Here is a 17,488-nt window from a genome sequence, read left to right as displayed (position 1 = left end):
CGCTGGCCGGGCGGCGCGGCGCCACCCGGACCCCGTGGCGGCTGTCGCTGCTCGGCCTGCTGTCGGTGGCCGCCGGCCTTGCTGCCGGCGCGGCCGGAGCGGCGCGGGGCGAACTGCTGCTGATCCTGCCCGGGCTGGCGCTGTGCGAGCTGGGGGTGGTCGCCCTGACGCCGGGCATCCTGAGCCTGGCCGGCCGGCTGGCGCCGCGGTTGCCGGTCGCCTTCCGGATCGCGCTGCGCGACGCGGCCCGCAACCGGTCGGCGGCAGTGCCGGCGCTGGCAGCCGTGCTGGCCGTGACGACCGCGAGCATCGCGATCGCCATCTACGTCTCCTCCCAGTCGGCACGTGACCGGCTGCAGTACCAGCCGCAGTTGCCGGCCGGGTTGGTTCTGGTCCGGCTCCCCGACGACCGGCCGGACGCCGCGTCGCTGGCGGTCCAGGCCTTGCGCGCGAACCTCGACGTCAGCCGGGTCGCGGTGTTGAGTTCCAACAACTGCGCCAACTGCATGGACCTGCAGGTGGTGCGCCCGGCAGCCAACCAGTGCCCGCCGGAGGCCACCAGCCGGTCGGACCCGCGCTGCCAGTACCAGGAGGCGACGGGCTACGGCTTCGGCGGCGTGGTGATGGAGCCGGAGCTGCTGGGCGTGCTGATGGACCGGCTGGACCCGGCGGACGTGGCGGCGCTCGAGGCCGGCAAGCTCCTGGTCGGCTCGGCACTGGACCTCGACGAGTCCGGTCAGGTCACCGTGGTTCAGCGGGTGTACGGCGAGGCAGACCCGGCTCCTACCCGGGGCCTGCCGGCGGCGGTGCGCCGATCGAGCACCCGGCTCGGTATCGCCGTCCTGATGTCGCCGGCCACCGCGGCCAAGCTGCACGTCCAGACGGCTCCGACGGCGGTTGTGGCCGCGCTCGCCAGCCCCGTCACCGACCAGCAGGAGCAGTCGCTGGTGGCTGCGCTGGCCGACAATGACCTCACCGCGACGATCGAGCACGGCTACGTCGACCGCTACCGAGCCGCCATCCTGGCGACGCTGCTGGCCGCCGTGATCATCGCGATGGGTGCCACCGCGCTGGCCACGGCGCTGGCGGTGGTGGATTCCCGGCCGGATCTGCTCACGCTGTGGGCCGTCGGCGCGAGCCCGGGCCTGCGGCGGCGCTTGAGCGTCGCGCGAGCCGGGGTGGTCGCCCTGCTCGGGGTGCTGCTGGGCACGGCCCTCGGCTTCCTGCCGCCGATCATGGTGATCGACAACGCGCGCCGGAGCAACCACGGGTATGGCAGCCTGCCGCCAGACCCACACCCGCTGGCGATCCCATGGTGGCCGAACGTGATCGGGACGGTGATGCTGGTTCCGCTGGCGGCCATGCTGATCGCCGGGCTGATGACCCGCACCCGGCCGCCGGAACCACTGCGTACCGACGCCTGAAGAGCTTCATTACTACGCAGAGTCACTCAACTTCGCATACTTCGGGCCGATTCGTAACTAAACGTAATCGACACGGAGGATTTGAATGACTCGATGGATCCGTCCGGCGACGGCCGGCGTTGCCTTTCTGCTGACCTGCGGGGTTGTCGGTGCCGGTGACCCGGCGTTCGCCGCCAGCGCCAAGGCCCACACCAAGCCGGCCACCCACAGTCACCCCGCGCCGCACAGCCACCCGGCCTCGCACAAGCCGGTGGACAAGCTGGCCGGCATGCGCAAGGGCGCCGCCAAGGCGCTGGCCGCCGACGCTGCCCGGGTACGCCGGGTCGCGGCTGCCGAAGCCGCCTCCACCATGCTGCCGGCTGAGGACAAGAGCGCCCTGGCAACGGCCACCACCGCCGACCTGGCGGCGCTGGCCGCCGACGGCACGGCCGTTGCCGCCGCGACGTCGGCCAAGTCGATCCAGGCTGCGACCCGGTCCGGCGTTCGCACCGTGCAGGGCGCCGACCTGCAGTTCCGGCTGGTGACCGCCGCCGCCCGCACCCAGCAGACCGCGGCCGGGATGGCCACCAGCGGCGACGACCTCAGCGCGCAGGCGGCCACCCTGCAGGCAGCCGGGACCGACGTGAGCACCGTCAGCACGCCGCTGGCCGACCTCGCCACCCAGCTGGACCACGCGTCGGCCTGTGCGGCGAGCGCCGCCAGCACCGCGCTGGCGATTCCGGCCGCCCCGAGCGCCACCCAACTGCGGGCCGCCCAGGCCGGCGCCCGTGCCGACCTGGACGCCGCGGAATTGGCGCTGACCTCCGCCGAGCAGGACATCAGCACCGCGACCGCCGCGCTGACCGCACTGCAGACACCGGCTCCCTGACTATCGCTGATCCGTTGCCGGTAGCCGCTCGTGCATGGCGAGCGGCACCGAGCGGCGGTCTGGTCCTCGCGGCGAGACGGATGCCGGCGGCCTGCGCGGTAGCTCACACTGCCGGGGACTCACCTCGGGCAGGTCTCAGCCGATGGGCACAACAAATGCAACCGACACGAAGGGGTATTTGATGAGTCGCTTGTTCCGCCCGGCCATGGCTGGTGTTGCCTTCCTCCTGATCTGCGGAGTTGTCGGCGCCGCGGATCCCGCGTTCGCTGCCAAGAGCGCTGCGCCGTCGCCCGCCGACAAGACCGTTTCGGCACCCGCGGACAAGGTCGCCGTTACGCCGGACGACAAGGTTGCCGTAACTCCGGACGACAAGGTCGCCCTGACGCCCGATGACAAGGTCGCCCTGACGCCCGACGACAAGGTCGCCCTGACGCCCGACGACAAGGTCGCCCTGACGCCCGACGACAAGGTCGCCCTGACGCCCGACGACAAGGTCGCCTGATCCCGCTCGACAAGCACGCCCTGACCTACGACACGACCGACGCCGACCTGGCGGCTCCCCGCCAGGTCGGCGTCGGCGTCGTAACGCGATGCCAGCGACAAGCCCACAGCGGAACGACCTCAGTGTCAGTGCACCATGGAATACGACGGTCGGGGCCGTGGTTTGAGCACATAGTTGCACACGCAACGAACTGAGGAGGCTTGAGAGATGGCTGCCGTAACTGCTGACACCATGACCCTTCCCCGGGTGGCCCCGGCCACCCTGGGCGACATCGAGCGCCCGGTGCTGGCGGTGTCCACTGCGCCAGCCGGCCAGGAAGGCGAAGGCTTTCCGGTACGCCGGACGATGGCGGGCATCGACTACCGCTACCTCGACCCGTTCATCATGATGGACCACATGGGCGAGGTGGACTACGCCGCAGGCGAGCCCAAGGGCACCCACTGGCACCCGCACCGCGGTTTCGAGACGGTGACCTACCTGATCGAGGGCCAGTTCATCCACCAGGACACCCACGGTGGCGGCGGCGTGATCACCGAGGGCTCCACCCAGTGGATGACCGCCGGTGCCGGGCTGCTGCACATCGAGACCCCGCCGGAGAAGCTGGTCGAGGAGGGCGGGCTGTTCCACGGCTTCCAGCTGTGGGTCAACCTGCCGGCCAAGGACAAGTTCCTGACGCCCAACTACCAGGGCATCGAGTCCGGCCAGATCACGCTGCTCGCCAGCGCCGACGGCGGCTCGCTGCTACGGGTGATCGCCGGCGAGGTGGACGGGCACAAGGGACCGGGATCGACCCACACCCCGATCACCCTGCTGCACGCCTCGGTCGCGCCCGGCGCCCAGCTGTCACTGCCGTGGCAGCCGACCTACAACGCCCTCGGCTACGTGATGGCAGGCTCGGGAACGGTCGGCCCGAAGGCTGAGCCGATCCACGCCGGCCAGCTCGCGGTGTTCGGCCCCGGTGACCGGATCACCGTCAGCGCCGACGCCCACCAGGACAGCCGGACCAACTCCCTGGAGATCATCCTGCTGGGCGGCGAGCCGATCCGGGAGCCGATGGTGCACTACGGCCCGTTCGTGATGAACACCCGTGCCGAGCTGCAGCAGGCCCTGACCGACTACCAGGCCGGCCGGCTGGGCGTGATCCCGCCGAACGCGATCATGCCGCACGTGCCGCGCGGCCAGCGCAACCCGCTGGAGAGCTGAAGCACTCCGCCGTCCGCTCAGCAATATCGATATGCCCTCCCGTTGCCAGTACGACGGGAGGGCATATCACTTTCGAGTGCCCTGTCGCAGGTCGTCGCGGTCACGTCGCCTCGATCGGGCAGTCGGCGATCCGCTCCGCCTGCTTGGACGCCTGCGGCAAGCTGCCCCCTATGTCTTACGCGCCCCCTCTGGTCCGCGTATGGTGGCACGCCTGAGCCTCACAGAGCCCACACTGCTGAGGCTCCGCACTCGACCTATCCCGCCGCCGACGCGAAGGGTCCGCCTCCACAGCGGTGGCGAGATGCCCGAAGCGACTCCCGGAGGCCCGGATGTCCCTTGAAAACATCGAGCATGTCGTGGTGCTGATGCTGGAGAACCGTTCCTTCGACAGCATGCTGGGTTGGCTGTATGAGCGCGACGCACCGACGCTCAACATTCCGGCGGCCACTCCGGGCGACGAGTACCGGGGCCTGCAGTCTGTCGATCCCGACAAGTACCTCAATACGGCGCTGAACGGCACATTGACCGCCAAGCCCGCCCGCGGCGTGCAGGGCTTCTCCGTGCCCGACGTCGCTCCCGGCGAGGAGTTCGACCACGTCAACACCCAGTTCTTCGACACGGCCACCCCGGCTCCCGGCGCGCCCATCACGATGACCGGTGTGCTGGCCGACTTCGTCGAGGTGCTGCAGGGGCTGGGCGTCAAGGACGCGGATCTTGCGCGTCTAGGCCCGATGATGTTGCAGACGTTTACGCCAGGGCAGCTGCCCGTGCTGAACCAGCTCGCCAGGCACTATGCGGTATCCGATGCCTGGTTCGCCTCCGTCCCCTCGCAGACCAACCCCAATCGCGCGTTCCTGACGTGCGCGACCTCGAACGGGATGGTCAACAACGGCGACCTCGAAACCAACCCGCAGGCCAAGGAGATCGAGGCCGTGCTCGGTATGGCGATCGGCGACGACCGGGTCGACGCCCCGACGATCTTTAATGCGCTCAACGATGCCGGAGTCGACTGGGCGGTCTATTTCCAGACCAGCTACCTGCCGCAGAAGATCTCCACCCTGTTGACCGGGCTGCCCACCCTCATACCGCTGCTAACCCTCGCCGGCTTTCCCTTGCTCGCGGCTGCCGCGGAAGCGCTGCTGCTGGCGTTGTCGCCCTACACCAAGTATCTCGAGGAGCTGACCTCCGGCGAGCTGGGTTCCTGCTACACCTGGCGGCTGTTCCCGCAGATCCAGGGAAAGATACCCAATGCCGCACAGCACTTCGGAAAGCTCGACGACTTCCACCGCCTTGCCCGTGCCGGGCAGCTGCCAAGCTTCACCTACATTGAGCCATTCTGGTCGATCTCGCACACGACGAACGACAACCCCATCCAGGAAAAACTCTTCACCGTGCTCGGCAACGACTACCACCCGCCGAGCAACGTCCTGGTCGGCGAGGAGTTCGTCAAGGAGGTCTACACCAGCCTGATCGCCAACACCGACGCCTGGCGCAAGACGCTGCTGCTCATCACCTTCGACGAGTTCGTCGGCTCCTTCGACCACCGGACCGACGAGCTGAAGGCCGGGATCGTCAATCCGCCGTGGGGCCCGAACGGGCAGCCGCCGTACAAGAGCCCCACCCACTTCGCCTTCGACCGGCTCGGCGCCCGGGTGCCGACGATCATCGTCTCCCCCTACGTCCAGAAGGAGACGGTCTTCCGGTCCATCGGCGACGTTCCCTACGATCACACCTCAGTCATCGCCACAGTCCTGAACTGGGTCGGACAGGGCGATAAGGTCGCCTCCTTCGGTGACCGAGCCCAGGCGGCGCCCACCTTCGAAGGCGTTCTCACCCTCGACCGGCCGCGGACCGACGAAACCGCGCTGCCGTTCCTAGACCCTCCCCACGCCGTCGGCGATCTCGTTCAGTACGGCGACTCGTTCCTGCTCAGAAACCAGAACGGGCAGTACCTGACTACCTACTACGCCACCATGAAGGCTGCCGGCGGCGGCTCGATCATCCCCGACTCGGTGATCAGCATCTGCATCGACCTCGACATCGCCGCATACTTCCCGAGGATCGGCGGCCAGCAGCCCGCGGTGCTCAGCTTCGTCACCCAGGCGCCCGACCCGGCCGCCCAGATCGACAACAACGATCAGGTGCTGATCGTCTCGCGAGAACACGGGCTGGGGCCACGTAACCTCCTCGGCGCCTGGGACGACTCACACGACTGCTACTACTACGACGAGTACCTCGACGGCGACAACGCCCTCAAGCAGAGGTGGGCGATCCAGAAACTCGCCGATACCGCCCAGCCGGTGCGCTACGGCGACCAAGTCTTCCTGGTGAACGCGCATTACCAGGGCGCCCGGCTGACCCGCGACGAGCGCTGGATAGTGGGCTCCGGCTGGCTCACAACGGATCCGAAAGGCGATCACTGGACGATCGAACCGGCCCCCGCAGGCGTGCCCATCGAGACCTATCCCTGAACGGCGCGCCACCGTTGATGTCGTCGCGGCGTTCCAGCAGGGCGGCTAACCCGGCGCGCAGCTGTGCGACGTGGACCGCGGACAGCGCGCCGATCAGCCGGGCACCGACACCGACCGGCAGCCGAGGGTCCTGGTGCCGCCGATGCCGTAGATATTGCGCGCGTGGACACATACCTCGTGCAGTCCGGGACTGGCCCCAATCAGCACCTTGAAGCCGTGTGCCTCACCCCAGCGCGGGTAGCGCGCGGCCACGTCCGGCCGCGACTGGTTGGCCCAGATGCTGACCAGGCCACCTGGCCGGTCATCCACATCTACCGGCACCGCCGAGCTGCTGTTCGGGTCGAGTGCCCAGCCGGTGACGAGGATGCCCTGCCTGGACGCGACCACCGAATCCAGGTACCCGATCGGGGTGCCGCTGACGAACACCGTCCGGCAGCCCAGCAGCACCGTGACGCCGGCGCCGGCCGCGTTCAGCGCCCGTACGCACACGGTGTGCCAGCCTGGAGCGGCATTCAGCGTCAAGCTGAACCCATGGTTGCTGCCGTAACCCGGATAGTGGCCGCCGACGTCGTCGCGCCGGCCGTTGGCCAGCACCGTCATCACACTGCTATCTAGCTGGACGGTCACCCGGATCGCCGCCGCGGTGTCCGGATCGATCGCCCAGCCACGCAGAGAGATCGCCGCTACCCCTGGCACCACGTCGTCCACCCTGCCCACCGGGTTGCCGGCGCGGTCTGGCACGCCGCGCGAAGCGGCCAGCCGCCGTCGCTCGCTGACCGTCGGCCAGGCGTTCGGACGGCAACCCTGCATCGAGATGGACTGCTGCTGCATCACCGGCGCCAGCTGGCCCGGACCCCCGCAGAACCCGTGGCCGAAGCCCAGCCAGTGACCGGTCTCGTGGTTGAGAACCATGCGTCGGTAGCCGGCCAGCGGGGCTCCGGTGGCATTCCAGGACGGCGAGCCGGTCAGCCAGCGGGTCTCGTTGACTACCACGTTGCGCCCGACTCTGCAGGAATAGGTGCTGTCGCAGGGCCATCCGAAGCCGGGCACCCGGCTGGCGGCGGCCAGCCAGAGCGTGAAGTTCCCGCCCGAGGCGACCCGGCGAAAGGCGATCGAGCCGCCCAGCCCCCATCCCAACCGGTCGGCGTAGGTGCTCGCCGCCGCGGCCGCGAACGATTCCAGGCTGCTGCTGTTGGCCAACCCGCGCACCTGGTAGGTGTAAACAACCTGGGGCGCGGCCGCAGCTGTCGGCTGACTGGCACCGAGGAGGCAGCTCGCAACACAGAGCAAGACCGCAACCAGGGTTCGGACGGGCTGACGGTGCATCGGACCCTCCTGCCACCTCGAGGATGGGCGTGATGCTGCCAGCCGGGCTCACCCACCGGCCGGGAAACGGGGCCGACGTTGCCAATCCGTTGCGCGCCATCGTCCCCGCGGCCGGCGCAACCCGCTGGAGACGAGCTGACCGGCGGCCAGCCGCGGCGGCAGCGGTGTGGCGCCGCTCTCTAGAACAGGGCGTTGGCCAGGTCCCGGCGAGCCTTGGGCACCCGCGGGTCGTCCGGGCCGAGCAGTTCGAAGTACTCCACCAGCCGGTCCCGGACCGGCATCCGGTCCTCGCCACGCAGCCGGCGCACCAGCCCCACCAGCCGGCTGAACGCCGCCTCCACCTGGTTGTTCGCCAGCTCGGCATCGGCCGCCGCGAGTTGCACGTCGACATCATCGGGCGCCAGCACCGCGGCGTGCAGCGCATCGGGCGGCAGCACCGACAGCCGGCGCAGCAGCCCCACCTGGCGCAACGCCAGTTGGGCCTCGGTGTTGGCCGGCTCGGCGTTCAGGATCGCCTGGTAGCGCTCGGCCGCCAGTTCGAAGTCACCGGCCTCCAGCGCGTCCTCGGCGGCGGTGAACCGCTCGTCCTCCGGAAGCGCCGGCGGGCCGCCCGCAGCCTCGGGGCCGGCCGGAGCGCCCGGTCCGGACAGCCCCGCCTGGCCGGCGGCGTGCAGCAGCGCCGCCAGGAACTCGCGCACCTGCGCCTCGGGCAGCGCCCCTTGGAAGCCCGGGACCAGCTGGCCGCCGATCACCGCGAAGACCGTCGGGATGCTCTGCACCTGCAGCATCTGGGCGATCCGCTGGTTGGCCTCGACGTCCACGGTGGCCAGCACCCAGCTGCCGCCGGCCTCGTTGGCCAGCCGTTCGAGCATCGGTGACAGCTGCTTGCACGGCTCACACCAGTCCGCCCACAGGTCCAGCAACACCGGAACCTGGAAGGAGCGATCGAGCACCTCGGCCTGGAAGTTGGCCTCGGTGGCCTCCACCACGTACTGCCCGCCCGACGGCGGCGGGGCGCTGGCCGCGCGAGCGGCGGCCTCGGAGCGGGCCTTCACGGCGGCCAGGTCGACGGCCCCCGACATCGCCGCGATCGCGGCGGGTGACGGCGCGGGCGAGGCGGACTTGGAACGGGCGGGACGGGTACCAGGACGCATGACACTCATTTTTCCAGTTGCGGCTCAGCGGCTACTCAGCGGCCTGGCTACCCAGGCGCCCAGGCTGCAGCCAACCCCGATCGGAGGCTGCAGGCAACCCGAACTCAGCTGCAGCCAACCCCGATTGGACTGCAGCCAAACCCGATCAGAATCGTGCGGGCTCGCGGTGCTCGCCCCACAGTGGCTTGAACGCGTTGCAGATCTCGCCCAGGGTGGCCTCGGCGCGGACCGCGTCCAGCATGGCCGGCAGGGTGTTCTGACCGGCCGCGGCCGCGTCCACCATCCGCCGCAGCGCCTTCTCGACCCCTGAATCGTCCCGGGCGGCGCGGCGACTACGCACCAGTTCGCGCTGCTCCAGCTCGACCTCGTGGGAGACCCGCAGGATCTCCAGCGGCTCGCCGTACTCGCCCTGGTGGACGTTGACCCCGACCACCCGCTTGTCGCCCTTCTCCAGCGCGACCTGGTACCGGAACGCCGACTCGGCGATCTCGCCGGTGAACCAGCCGTCCTCGATGCCGCGCAGCAGGCCGGCGGTCATGGTGCCGTCGCCGCCCATCTCCTTGATCTGGGCGAAGATCTTCTCCGCCTCCGCCTCGATCTTGTCGGTCAGCGCCTCGACGTACCACGAGCCGCCGAGCGGGTCGGCGACGTTGAGCATCCCGAGCTCCTCGGCGATCACCTGCTGGGTGCGCAGCGCGATCTGGGCGGACTTGTCGCTGGGCAGCGCCAGCACCTCGTCCAGGGCGTTGGTGTGCAGCGAGTTCGTGCCGCCCAGCACCGCGGCCAGCGCCTCGATCGCGGTCCGGACGATGTTGTTCTCCGGCTGCTGGGCGGTCAGCGACACCCCGGCGGTCTGGGTGTGGAACCGCAGCTGCTGCGCCTTCACGGTCCTGGCGCCGTAGACATCACGAAGCCAGCGCGCCCAGATCCGGCGGGCCGCGCGGAACTTGGCGATCTCCTCGAAGAAGTCCAGGTGGGCGTCGAAGAAGAACGACAGGCCCGGTGCGAACTGCTCGATGTCCAGGCCGCGGGACAGGCCCAGCTCGACGTAACCGAATCCGTCGGCGAGGGTGAAGGCCAGCTCCTGCGCGGCGGTCGAGCCGGCCTCGCGAATGTGGTAACCCGACACCGACAGTGGCTTGTAGGCCGGGATGCCCTCGGCGACGAACTCCATCAGGTCACCGATCAGCTTGAGGTGCGGCTCCGGTGGGTAGATCCACTCCTTCTGGGCGATGTACTCCTTGAAGATGTCGGTCTGCAGCGTGCCGTTGAGCCGTGAGATGTCCACGCCCTGGCGCTCGGCGGCCACCACGTACATGCAGAACACCGGCACCGCGGGGCCCGAGATGGTCATCGAGGTGGTGACCGCGCCCAGGTCGATGCCGTCGAACAGGGTCTCCATGTCGGCGGCCGAGTCGATGGCGACCCCGCAGTGCCCGACCTCGCCCTCCGAGCGCGGGTCGTCGGAGTCCCGGCCCATCAAGGTGGGCATGTCGAAGGCCACCGAGAGGCCGCCGCCGCCGGAGGCCAGGATCATCTTGTAGCGCTCGTTGGTCTGCTTGGCGTTGCCGAAGCCGGCGAACTGCCTGATCGTCCAGGGCTTGCCGCGGTATCCGGTGGCGTGCAGGCCGCGGGTGAACGGGAACTCCCCCGGCCAGCCGATCCGTTCGAAGCGGCTGTCCGAGCTATCCTCGGGCGGCCCGTAGACGGGGTCCACCTCCACGCCCGACAGCGTGGTGAAATCGCGCTCGGCGATCCGGGACTTCTCATAACGCTGCAGCCAGCGAGCGCGGCCCGCGGCGATCTGCTCGGAATCCATGTACCGATACTACTTGGACGTCCGACTAGATGCTAGGACGTCCTAGTACCTGGCAACCTGGAGGTGCGGCAGCTCACCTCCATCCGCGCCGCCTAGCGCACGGCTCCGGTCAGCTCGGCGACCTGCTCGTCGCTCAGCCGCAGGCCGGCGCCGCCGAGGTTCTCCTCCAGGTGGCTGAGTTTCGAGGTGCCCGGGATCGGCAGCATCACCGGTGACCTCGCCAGCAGCCAGGCCAGCGCCACCTGCGACGGCGTCGCCCCGGTCGCCTGCACCACGTGGTCCACCGGGCCACCGGGCCCGGCCAGATCACCGGCCGCGATCGGGAACCACGGGATGAAACCGATGCCCTCGGCCTCGCAGTAGCGCAGCACGTCCTCGGACTGCCGGTTGGTCAGGTTGTACAGGTTCTGCACGGTGGCGATGTCGGCGACCTCGCGGGCCTCCTCGATCTGGGCGACGCTGACCTCCGACAGCCCGATGGCACCGACCTTGCCCTCGTCCTGCAGCGCCTTGAGCTCGCCGACCTGGTCGGCCAGCGGTACCTCGGCGTCGATCCGGTGCAGCTGGAACAGCTCGATCCGCTCCAGCCTGAGCCGCCGCAGTGACAGTTCGGCCTGCTGGCGCAGGTAGGCCGGCCGGCCCACCGGGGTCCACTGGTCCGGCCCTTGGCGGGTCAGCCCTGCCTTGGTGGCGATCAGAACGTCGTCGGCGTAGGGATGCAGCGCCTCGGCGATGATCTCCTCGCTGATCCCGGGGCCGTAGGAGTCGGCGGTGTCGATGAAATCGACACCCAGCTCGACGGCCCGGCGCAGCACCGCCACGCATTCGGCGCGGTCGGCCGGCTCCCCCCAGATACCCGGGCCGGTGATGCGCATCGCCCCGAACCCCAGCCGGTGCACGGTCCTTCCATCGATCTGGAAGGTGCCCGATTCCTGTGCGGAGGCGATGTTGTCGTGCGCGGCCATGCTCTCTCCAGTCTCGTCAGGACGGTTATCCGATGCCGCGGGTGTTGCCCCCGTCGGCCATGACCAGCGAGCCGGTGATGTAGCGCGCCTGCCTGCTGGCGTAGAAGGCTGCCAGGGCGCCGAAATCAGCCGGATCGCCGATCCGTCCGAGCGGGATGCCCTCGGCCACCTTGGCGAGCTCCGTGTCGGCGTCCTCGCCGAACTGGTCGGTCAGCATCTTCGTGCGGTGGTACCCGGGAGCCAGGACGTTGACCGTCACGCCGCTGTCGCCCAGGGCGTCCACCAATCCCTTCATGTAGCCGAGGATGCCCAGCCGGGCCACCGCGGACAGGCCGTAGTCAGGATTCGGCTGGCGGATCACTTCGGAGGCGATCATCAGCACCCGTCCCCACCCGTGCTGCTGCAGCAGCGGCAACGCCGCCAGGGTGAGGCTGACATGCGGTATCAAGCTGGTGTCGAACGCGGCCCGGTAATCGGAGACCGTGAAGCTGTCGACGGGCCCGCTGGGAACGCCGCCGGAGTTGGTGACCAGGATGTCCAACCCGCCGAGGGCCGCGGCGGTGTCCTGGACCCAGGCGGCCGCGGCCAGATCGTCGCTCAGGTCCAGGGCTGTGCTGGTGACCTTGCCCGGCCCCATCGCGGCCACCTCGGCCTCGGCGCGGGCCAACTTCTCGACGTTACGGCCGCAGATGGCCACGTGTGCACCTTCGCCGGCAAGGGCCTTGGCCACCGCCAGGCCGAGGCCGCTGCTGGAGCCGGCCACCGCCGCCACCCGCCCGGTCAGGCCGAGATCCATCGGCCCTCCAGCACCCGGTCCGGCGGGCAGGCTCCTCGGTCCCCCGCCACGACTGTCAGCTCAGTCATCCGAGCCGCCCCAGGTCAGCGATATCAGGTGCTGGGGCAGGTGGACGCCGAGACCGAGACGGGTGCTCGCCTCGACGACGTCCTCGCCGGAGGCCCCGGCTCCCCGGCGCAGCGACAGGGTGTTGACACCTGGCAACAGCAGCGTCGCCGCCGCCTGGAAGTCCCCCAGCAACAGGGTGTCCCTGGCGATCATCCGGGTTCTCGACACCACCACCCCGGCTACCTGCAACCGGCCGAGCAGCCCTTGGCGCACCATCTCCCAGTAGACGGCCGGGTGGACGACCATGCCGTCGCACGAGCCCCCGGTCTCCTCCACCTCGAACGCCACCGCGGTGACCGCCTCGTCGAGGTCCCGGTTGCTCCTGCGGTGTCGCATCCCGTCGAGTTCCAGCAGGCCCGGCACCTTGCCGTCCTCGCTGCCGTGCAGCAGCACCTGGTTCTCCATCGTCGTGGTGCGCACCAGCACCCGGCGGTCGATGAACGCGGTGAGCAGCGCGGGGCGCCGCAGGATGGTGGGCGGCAGCGACACCGACACCGTCAGGTCGCTCAGTTGTGCCTCCTGCAGCTCCGGCAGGAAGGTCGCCTCCGGAGTGGCGGCGTAGCTGGTGCCCGACTCCTCCCGCCGCTGCACCGAGGGCTCGTGGACGTAGGCGGCGGACTCGCCATCCTCCACCGGCATCGTGTTCAACAGGTGCCGCACCGGGTACCGGGGCCGGGTCGCGAACAGCGGGAACGCTCCGGGCAGGTGCGCGTCGACGGCCACCGTGATGTCCTCGCGTTCACCGCCCGCCTCGATGGCGGCCAGGAACTGCTCGCCCGGAGTTCCCCGCGCCGCCCCTGCGGCGTCGCTGTCAGCATCGAGGCCAGGACTCGAACCGGCGTCAGGCGTAGGCATGTGCCTCCTAGAGAACTCGCACGATCGGATGCATCGGGTCTGCCCATCATATTGTCCGCTGTGCCCACCCCAGGCGGGGTGCCTGTGCCTGGTGGACTTCGGGCAGGCGGCCCCGCCGCACCCCAAATGTGCTTGCCCGCGCGGCGAGAATGATCAGCATGCCCGCCTACGCCTCGATCCGGCCGCCAGCGCTGCGGCCCGGAGACACCGTCGCCGTCGTCTCGCTGTCCGCCGGCCTGGCCGGCGAGCTGCCGCACCGCTATGCCATCGGCAAGCGACAGCTGGCCGAGACGTTCGGGCTGCGGGTGATCGATGCTCCGCATGCCACCCGGGACTCCGACTGGCTGCGCGTCAATCCGAAAGCCCGCGCCGAGGATCTGCACTGGGCGCTGGAGAACCGCGACGTGCACGGCATCATCTCGGCCATCGGGGGCGATGACTCGGTCCGGATCGTGCCGTACCTGGATCTCGGCCTGATCGCCGCGCACCCGAAGGTGTTCACCGGCTACTCCGACACCACGATCAGCCACCTGGCCTTCGGCAAGGCCGGCGTCGGCTCGTTCTACGGCATGGCGGTGCTCAGCACGGCGGCCGAGAACGGCGGCATCGCCAGGTTCAGCGCCGACTCCTTCAGCGCGACCGTGATGTCGACCGAGCCGGTCGGTGAGCTGGCCGCGGCGACGGAATGGACCGAGGAGCAGCTGGACTGGAACCGGCCGGAGCTGCAGAGCCGGCGGCGGCGCTGGGTGCCCAACTACGGCTGGCTGTGGCTGCAGGGCGACGAGCCGGTGCGGGGACCGCTGATGGGCGGCTGCCTGGAGGTGCTGGCGATGGCGCTGGGCACCGCGATCTGGCCGGACCTTGCCGACTTCGACGGGGCCGTGCTGCATCTGGAGATCTCGGAGGACCGGCCACCCGTGTCGCAGGTGGTGGCCTGGATACGCAACTTCGCCGCGCTGGGCATCGTGGCGCGGATCTCGGCGCTGCTGTTCTCCCGGCCGGAGTCCATGTCGCTGCGCGACACGCTGGCCCTGTACGAGGCGGTCCGCGACGAGCTGGTGGTGTCAGGCCGTCCCGACCTGCCGTTCGTGGCCAATCTCGACTACGGCCATTCCTCTCCGATGGGAGTGCTGCCGCTGGGGCGGCAGGTGCTGGTGGACCCGCGGCAGCGGCGGCTGAGCATCCTCGAACCGGCGGTGTGCTGACGCGTGTGCTGAACCGGCGGTGTGCTGACGCGCGTCCTGAACCGGCGGTGTGCTGAGGCGTCCTCGAACCGGTCGTGCCGTCAGACGGCGAAGTCGCCGGCCTCGATCCGCAGCCGGCGCAGCGCGGCGAACAGCCCCTGCAGATCGTCCTGGGAGAGGCCCTGCAGCCCGAACCGGTTCTTGTGCAGCTCCTGGGTGGCCGCGTCGGCGACCCGCCGGCCCTCGTCGGTCAGCACCGCCAGCGTGCCCCGGCCGTCGCGGGGATTGGGCTCGCGCCGCACCATGCCCGAGGCCTCCAACCGGTCGATCAGGTTCGTCACGCTGGTGGCGTGCACCTGCAGCCGCTCCCCGATCTTGGACAGCGGCAGCGCGCCGGTGGAGGAGAAGGTGAGCAGCACCAGGGCTTCGTAGCGGGCGAAGGTCAGGCCGAACGGTCGCAGCGAGGCGTCGAGGTCGGCGATCAGGATCTGCTGCGCCCGCATGATCGAGGTCACCGCCCGCATCGCGGCGTACACCTGCTCGCCGGCTTCGGGGTAGTGCTTGGCCCACGAGTCGCTGGCGCGCTCGACCGGATCGAAGGGCAGCGGTCCGGACATGCCAGACAGCCTATCGACGACTGCCCCACACTTGGACGCGAGCCCGGCCGGCCAGGCCGCGCCGGGGACTATCGTGGCGGCATGACCATCTCGCCTCAGGCCGACTTCGACGCCCTGGACCGGTTGGACCTGCTCGACCTCGAGGAGACCCTCGACGGCGAGGACCGGCTGCTGCGCGACACCATCCGCCGGTTCGCCACCGAGCAGCTTCGACCGCACATCGCCGAGTGGTTCGAGGCCGGCACCTTGCCGGCCCGGGACCTCGCGCTGGAGTTCGGCAAGCTGGGCGTGCTCGGAATGCACCTGCAGGGCTATGACTGCGCCGGCGCCAAGGCCAGCCAGTACGCGCTGGCCTGCACCGAGATCGAGGCGGTCGACTCCGGCCTGCGGTCCCTGGTCAGCGTGCAGGGCTCGCTGGCGATGTATGCCATCCACGCCTACGGCAGCGAGGAGCAGAAGCAGGAGTGGCTGCCCCGGATGGCCCGGGGCGAGGCGATCGGCTGCTTCGGCCTGACCGAGTCCGACGCGGGCTCCGACCCGGCATCGATGCGCACCTACGCTCGCCGCTCCGGCCCCGGCGAGGACGCCGACTGGATCCTGCACGGCTCGAAGATGTGGATCACCAACGGCTCGGTCTCCGACGTCGCCGTGGTGTGGGCACGCACCGACGAGGGCATCCGCGGGTTCCTGGTCGAGAAGGGCACCCCCGGTTTCACCAGCTCCGACGTCCACCACAAGATCTCGCTGCGGGCCTCGATCACCTCCGAGCTGAGCCTGGACGAGGTCCGGCTGCCGGCCAGCGCCCAGCTGCCCGAAGCCCGGGGGTTGCGGGCGCCGCTGGGCTGCCTGACCGAAGCGCGGTTCGGCATCATCAGCGGCGTGGTGGGTGCGGCCCGGGACGCCCTGGCCAGCGCGCTGGACTATGCCAACAGCCGGGTCCAGTTCGGCCGGCCGATCTCGAGCTTCCAGTTGACCCAGCGCAAGCTGGCCGAACTCGCGGTCACGGTGTCCAACATGCAGCTGGTCTCGCGCCGGCTGGCAGAGCTCAAGGACGCCCACCAGATCCAGCCGCACCAGGTCAGCTTCGGCAAGTTCTCCAACGTGCGCTCGGCCCTGGAGGTGTGCCGGGAGGCCCGCAGCATCCTCGGCGGTTCCGGCATCACCACCGAGTACCCGGTGCTGCGGCACGCGGTGAACCTGGAGACGGTCTACACCTACGAGGGCACCCATGAGGTGCACACCCTGGTGCTCGGCGAGCGGCTGACCGGGTTCTCCGCCTACCGCTGAGACCGGCCTGCCCGGGCCTGCGACTGCGCGCGGGACACCAGGTTCGGCTGAGCTGAGCTGTGGATAACTCAGAGCATCAGCAGGGCCGATTGCCTAACGTCCTGAGCCATGCGGATAGAGGCCCCCGAGCCGAGCTTCGGCTGCCATGGCGACTAGCCGATTCGAGCTGCCCGGTGACGGCTTGCTGGCCGCTCAGGTCTGCTTGGCCCAACGGATGCCGGCCGGTGATCCACCGCTGCTGCGGTCTGCCGCCCGCCGATCCGGCGGCTGGGCCGCTGACCTTCGCCGGATCACCTCGACGTTGCTGGCCCGCGCCGAGACTCCGATGTGGAGCGGCGCGGCTCACCGGACTTTCGTGGAGCACATCCGGGCCCACGCGCCCTTGATGTCGGCGACCGCCGACCGCTATGAGAACTATGCCGGTGCGCTGAACGCTTACGCCGGCGCCCTTGACGAGACCGCGCCCCGGCTGTTCGCCACCCGTAGCCGCCTGCGGCAGCGCTATGACGCGCTGGCCAGCCGAGCTGGGGCCGCGGTCAGCTTCGAAGCCACCGCGCTGCCAGCGCCCGGCGCTGCCGGCCTGCTGCCCATTGCCTGCGAGTTCAAGGCCGGCTATGACCGGTGGGCCGATGCCCTGGACCGCTGCATCCGGGCGCTATCGGAGTCCGATGAGGCCGATCCGACCCGGGAGGTTCACGGGTTCTCCGCACTTGGGCACCGCCTCGCACGTGCTGCCGGAACCTGTCTCAGCCCGTTCGAAAGGGCGGTGCTGCACCCGTCACTGGACAACATCTCGGACTGCCTCAGTTCCCTCAACCTCGCGCTGACCGTCCTCGGTGTTGGCCTGCTCTTCATCTGCCCACCTGCCGGCACGGCCTGCCTGGCCGCGGCGACAGTGCTCGCTGCCGC

The 17,488-nt window shown here is 69.9% G+C and carries 15 protein-coding genes; 8 read left to right on the top strand and 7 right to left on the bottom strand.

Going from position 1 to position 17,488, the window contains the following annotated elements:
• From VF542_RS17300 to VF542_RS17280, 5 genes are all read left to right on the top strand, one after another.
• Nucleotides 1-1,424: FtsX-like permease family protein (locus VF542_RS17300; RefSeq protein ID WP_408652940.1), on the top strand; the 1,424-nt coding region annotated here is incomplete at its 5' end.
• A gap of 85 nt (nt 1,425-1,509) precedes the next feature.
• A complete protein-coding gene (locus VF542_RS17295; protein WP_408652939.1) occupies nt 1,510-2,292 on the top strand; it encodes a hypothetical protein in 783 nt (260 codons plus the stop codon).
• A gap of 181 nt (nt 2,293-2,473) precedes the next feature.
• Nucleotides 2,474-2,794, top strand: a complete 321-nt coding sequence (locus VF542_RS17290) for a hypothetical protein (RefSeq protein WP_408652938.1) — start codon at nt 2,474-2,476, stop codon at nt 2,792-2,794.
• Between the two features lie 207 nt (nt 2,795-3,001).
• Complete coding sequence (locus VF542_RS17285) at nt 3,002-3,997, top strand: pirin family protein (RefSeq protein WP_408652937.1); 996 nt, start codon at nt 3,002-3,004, stop codon at nt 3,995-3,997.
• 329 nt (nt 3,998-4,326) lie between these two features.
• Nucleotides 4,327-6,468 carry an alkaline phosphatase family protein gene (locus VF542_RS17280; protein WP_408652936.1) on the top strand — a complete coding sequence of 714 codons (2,142 nt, stop codon included), beginning with the start codon at nt 4,327-4,329 and terminating at the stop codon, nt 6,466-6,468.
• A gap of 93 nt (nt 6,469-6,561) precedes the next feature.
• On the opposite strand, the gene VF542_RS17275 is transcribed toward VF542_RS17280, so the two are convergent.
• From VF542_RS17275 to VF542_RS17250, 6 genes are all read right to left on the bottom strand, one after another.
• Nucleotides 6,562-7,794 (bottom strand): DUF3152 domain-containing protein, encoded by a 1,233-nt coding sequence (locus VF542_RS17275; protein WP_408652935.1) that lies wholly within the window; start codon nt 7,792-7,794, stop codon nt 6,562-6,564.
• A gap of 179 nt (nt 7,795-7,973) precedes the next feature.
• Nucleotides 7,974-8,948, bottom strand: a complete 975-nt coding sequence (locus tag VF542_RS17270) for a tetratricopeptide repeat protein (RefSeq protein WP_408652934.1) — start codon at nt 8,946-8,948, stop codon at nt 7,974-7,976.
• A 145-nt stretch (nt 8,949-9,093) separates the two neighbouring features.
• Complete coding sequence (locus VF542_RS17265; protein WP_408652933.1) at nt 9,094-10,767, bottom strand: acyl-CoA mutase large subunit family protein; 1,674 nt, start codon at nt 10,765-10,767, stop codon at nt 9,094-9,096.
• Nucleotides 10,768-10,859: 92 nt separating this feature from the next.
• Nucleotides 10,860-11,732, bottom strand: coding sequence for an aldo/keto reductase (locus VF542_RS17260; RefSeq protein ID WP_408652932.1), 873 nt, complete (start codon nt 11,730-11,732; stop codon nt 10,860-10,862).
• A gap of 25 nt (nt 11,733-11,757) precedes the next feature.
• A complete protein-coding gene (locus tag VF542_RS17255; protein ID WP_408652931.1) occupies nt 11,758-12,528 on the bottom strand; it encodes an SDR family NAD(P)-dependent oxidoreductase in 771 nt (256 codons plus the stop codon).
• 60 nt (nt 12,529-12,588) lie between these two features.
• Entirely contained in the window at nt 12,589-13,491 is a 903-nt protein-coding gene (locus VF542_RS17250) for a family 3 encapsulin nanocompartment shell protein (RefSeq protein ID WP_408652930.1), read from the bottom strand.
• Nucleotides 13,492-13,649: 158 nt separating this feature from the next.
• Here VF542_RS17250 and VF542_RS17245 point away from each other — a divergent pair, with 158 nt between their 5' ends.
• Nucleotides 13,650-14,696 (top strand): S66 family peptidase, encoded by a 1,047-nt coding sequence (locus VF542_RS17245; protein ID WP_408652929.1) that lies wholly within the window; start codon nt 13,650-13,652, stop codon nt 14,694-14,696.
• A gap of 80 nt (nt 14,697-14,776) precedes the next feature.
• Here VF542_RS17245 and VF542_RS17240 read toward each other — a convergent pair whose 3' ends face one another.
• Nucleotides 14,777-15,292 carry a MarR family winged helix-turn-helix transcriptional regulator gene (locus VF542_RS17240; protein ID WP_408652928.1) on the bottom strand — a complete coding sequence of 172 codons (516 nt, stop codon included), beginning with the start codon at nt 15,290-15,292 and terminating at the stop codon, nt 14,777-14,779.
• An 81-nt stretch (nt 15,293-15,373) separates the two neighbouring features.
• Between VF542_RS17240 and VF542_RS17235 the strand changes: the two genes are divergently transcribed.
• Nucleotides 15,374-16,579: an acyl-CoA dehydrogenase family protein gene (locus VF542_RS17235; RefSeq protein WP_408652927.1), complete on the top strand. Its 1,206-nt coding sequence runs from the start codon at nt 15,374-15,376 to the stop codon at nt 16,577-16,579.
• A gap of 145 nt (nt 16,580-16,724) precedes the next feature.
• Nucleotides 16,725-17,488: WXG100 family type VII secretion target (locus tag VF542_RS17230; protein WP_408652926.1), on the top strand; the 764-nt coding region annotated here is incomplete at its 3' end.

This window comes from Jatrophihabitans sp. (genome assembly GCF_036389215.1).
Lineage (GTDB): Bacteria > Actinomycetota > Actinomycetes > Mycobacteriales > Jatrophihabitantaceae > Jatrophihabitans_A.
The sequence above is the reverse complement of the archived record's forward strand: the minus strand, read 5'-3'. Positions and strand labels throughout refer to the sequence as shown.

Excerpts from the sequence above, each read along its gene's own strand:
- VF542_RS17295 (WP_408652939.1), top strand. The coding sequence starts at position 1,510 with ATGACTCGATGGATCCGTCCGGCGACGGCCGGCGTTGCCTTTCTGCTG.
- VF542_RS17290 (WP_408652938.1), top strand. The coding sequence starts at position 2,474 with ATGAGTCGCTTGTTCCGCCCGGCCATGGCTGGTGTTGCCTTCCTCCTG.
- VF542_RS17285 (WP_408652937.1), top strand. The coding sequence starts at position 3,002 with ATGGCTGCCGTAACTGCTGACACCATGACCCTTCCCCGGGTGGCCCCG.
- VF542_RS17280 (WP_408652936.1), top strand. The coding sequence starts at position 4,327 with ATGTCCCTTGAAAACATCGAGCATGTCGTGGTGCTGATGCTGGAGAAC.
- VF542_RS17275 (WP_408652935.1), bottom strand. The coding sequence starts at position 7,794 with ATGCACCGTCAGCCCGTCCGAACCCTGGTTGCGGTCTTGCTCTGTGTT.
- VF542_RS17270 (WP_408652934.1), bottom strand. The coding sequence starts at position 8,948 with ATGCGTCCTGGTACCCGTCCCGCCCGTTCCAAGTCCGCCTCGCCCGCG.
- VF542_RS17265 (WP_408652933.1), bottom strand. The coding sequence starts at position 10,767 with ATGGATTCCGAGCAGATCGCCGCGGGCCGCGCTCGCTGGCTGCAGCGT.
- VF542_RS17260 (WP_408652932.1), bottom strand. The coding sequence starts at position 11,732 with ATGGCCGCGCACGACAACATCGCCTCCGCACAGGAATCGGGCACCTTC.
- VF542_RS17255 (WP_408652931.1), bottom strand. The coding sequence starts at position 12,528 with ATGGATCTCGGCCTGACCGGGCGGGTGGCGGCGGTGGCCGGCTCCAGC.
- VF542_RS17250 (WP_408652930.1), bottom strand. The coding sequence starts at position 13,491 with ATGCCTACGCCTGACGCCGGTTCGAGTCCTGGCCTCGATGCTGACAGC.
- VF542_RS17245 (WP_408652929.1), top strand. The coding sequence starts at position 13,650 with ATGCCCGCCTACGCCTCGATCCGGCCGCCAGCGCTGCGGCCCGGAGAC.
- VF542_RS17240 (WP_408652928.1), bottom strand. The coding sequence starts at position 15,292 with ATGTCCGGACCGCTGCCCTTCGATCCGGTCGAGCGCGCCAGCGACTCG.
- VF542_RS17235 (WP_408652927.1), top strand. The coding sequence starts at position 15,374 with ATGACCATCTCGCCTCAGGCCGACTTCGACGCCCTGGACCGGTTGGAC.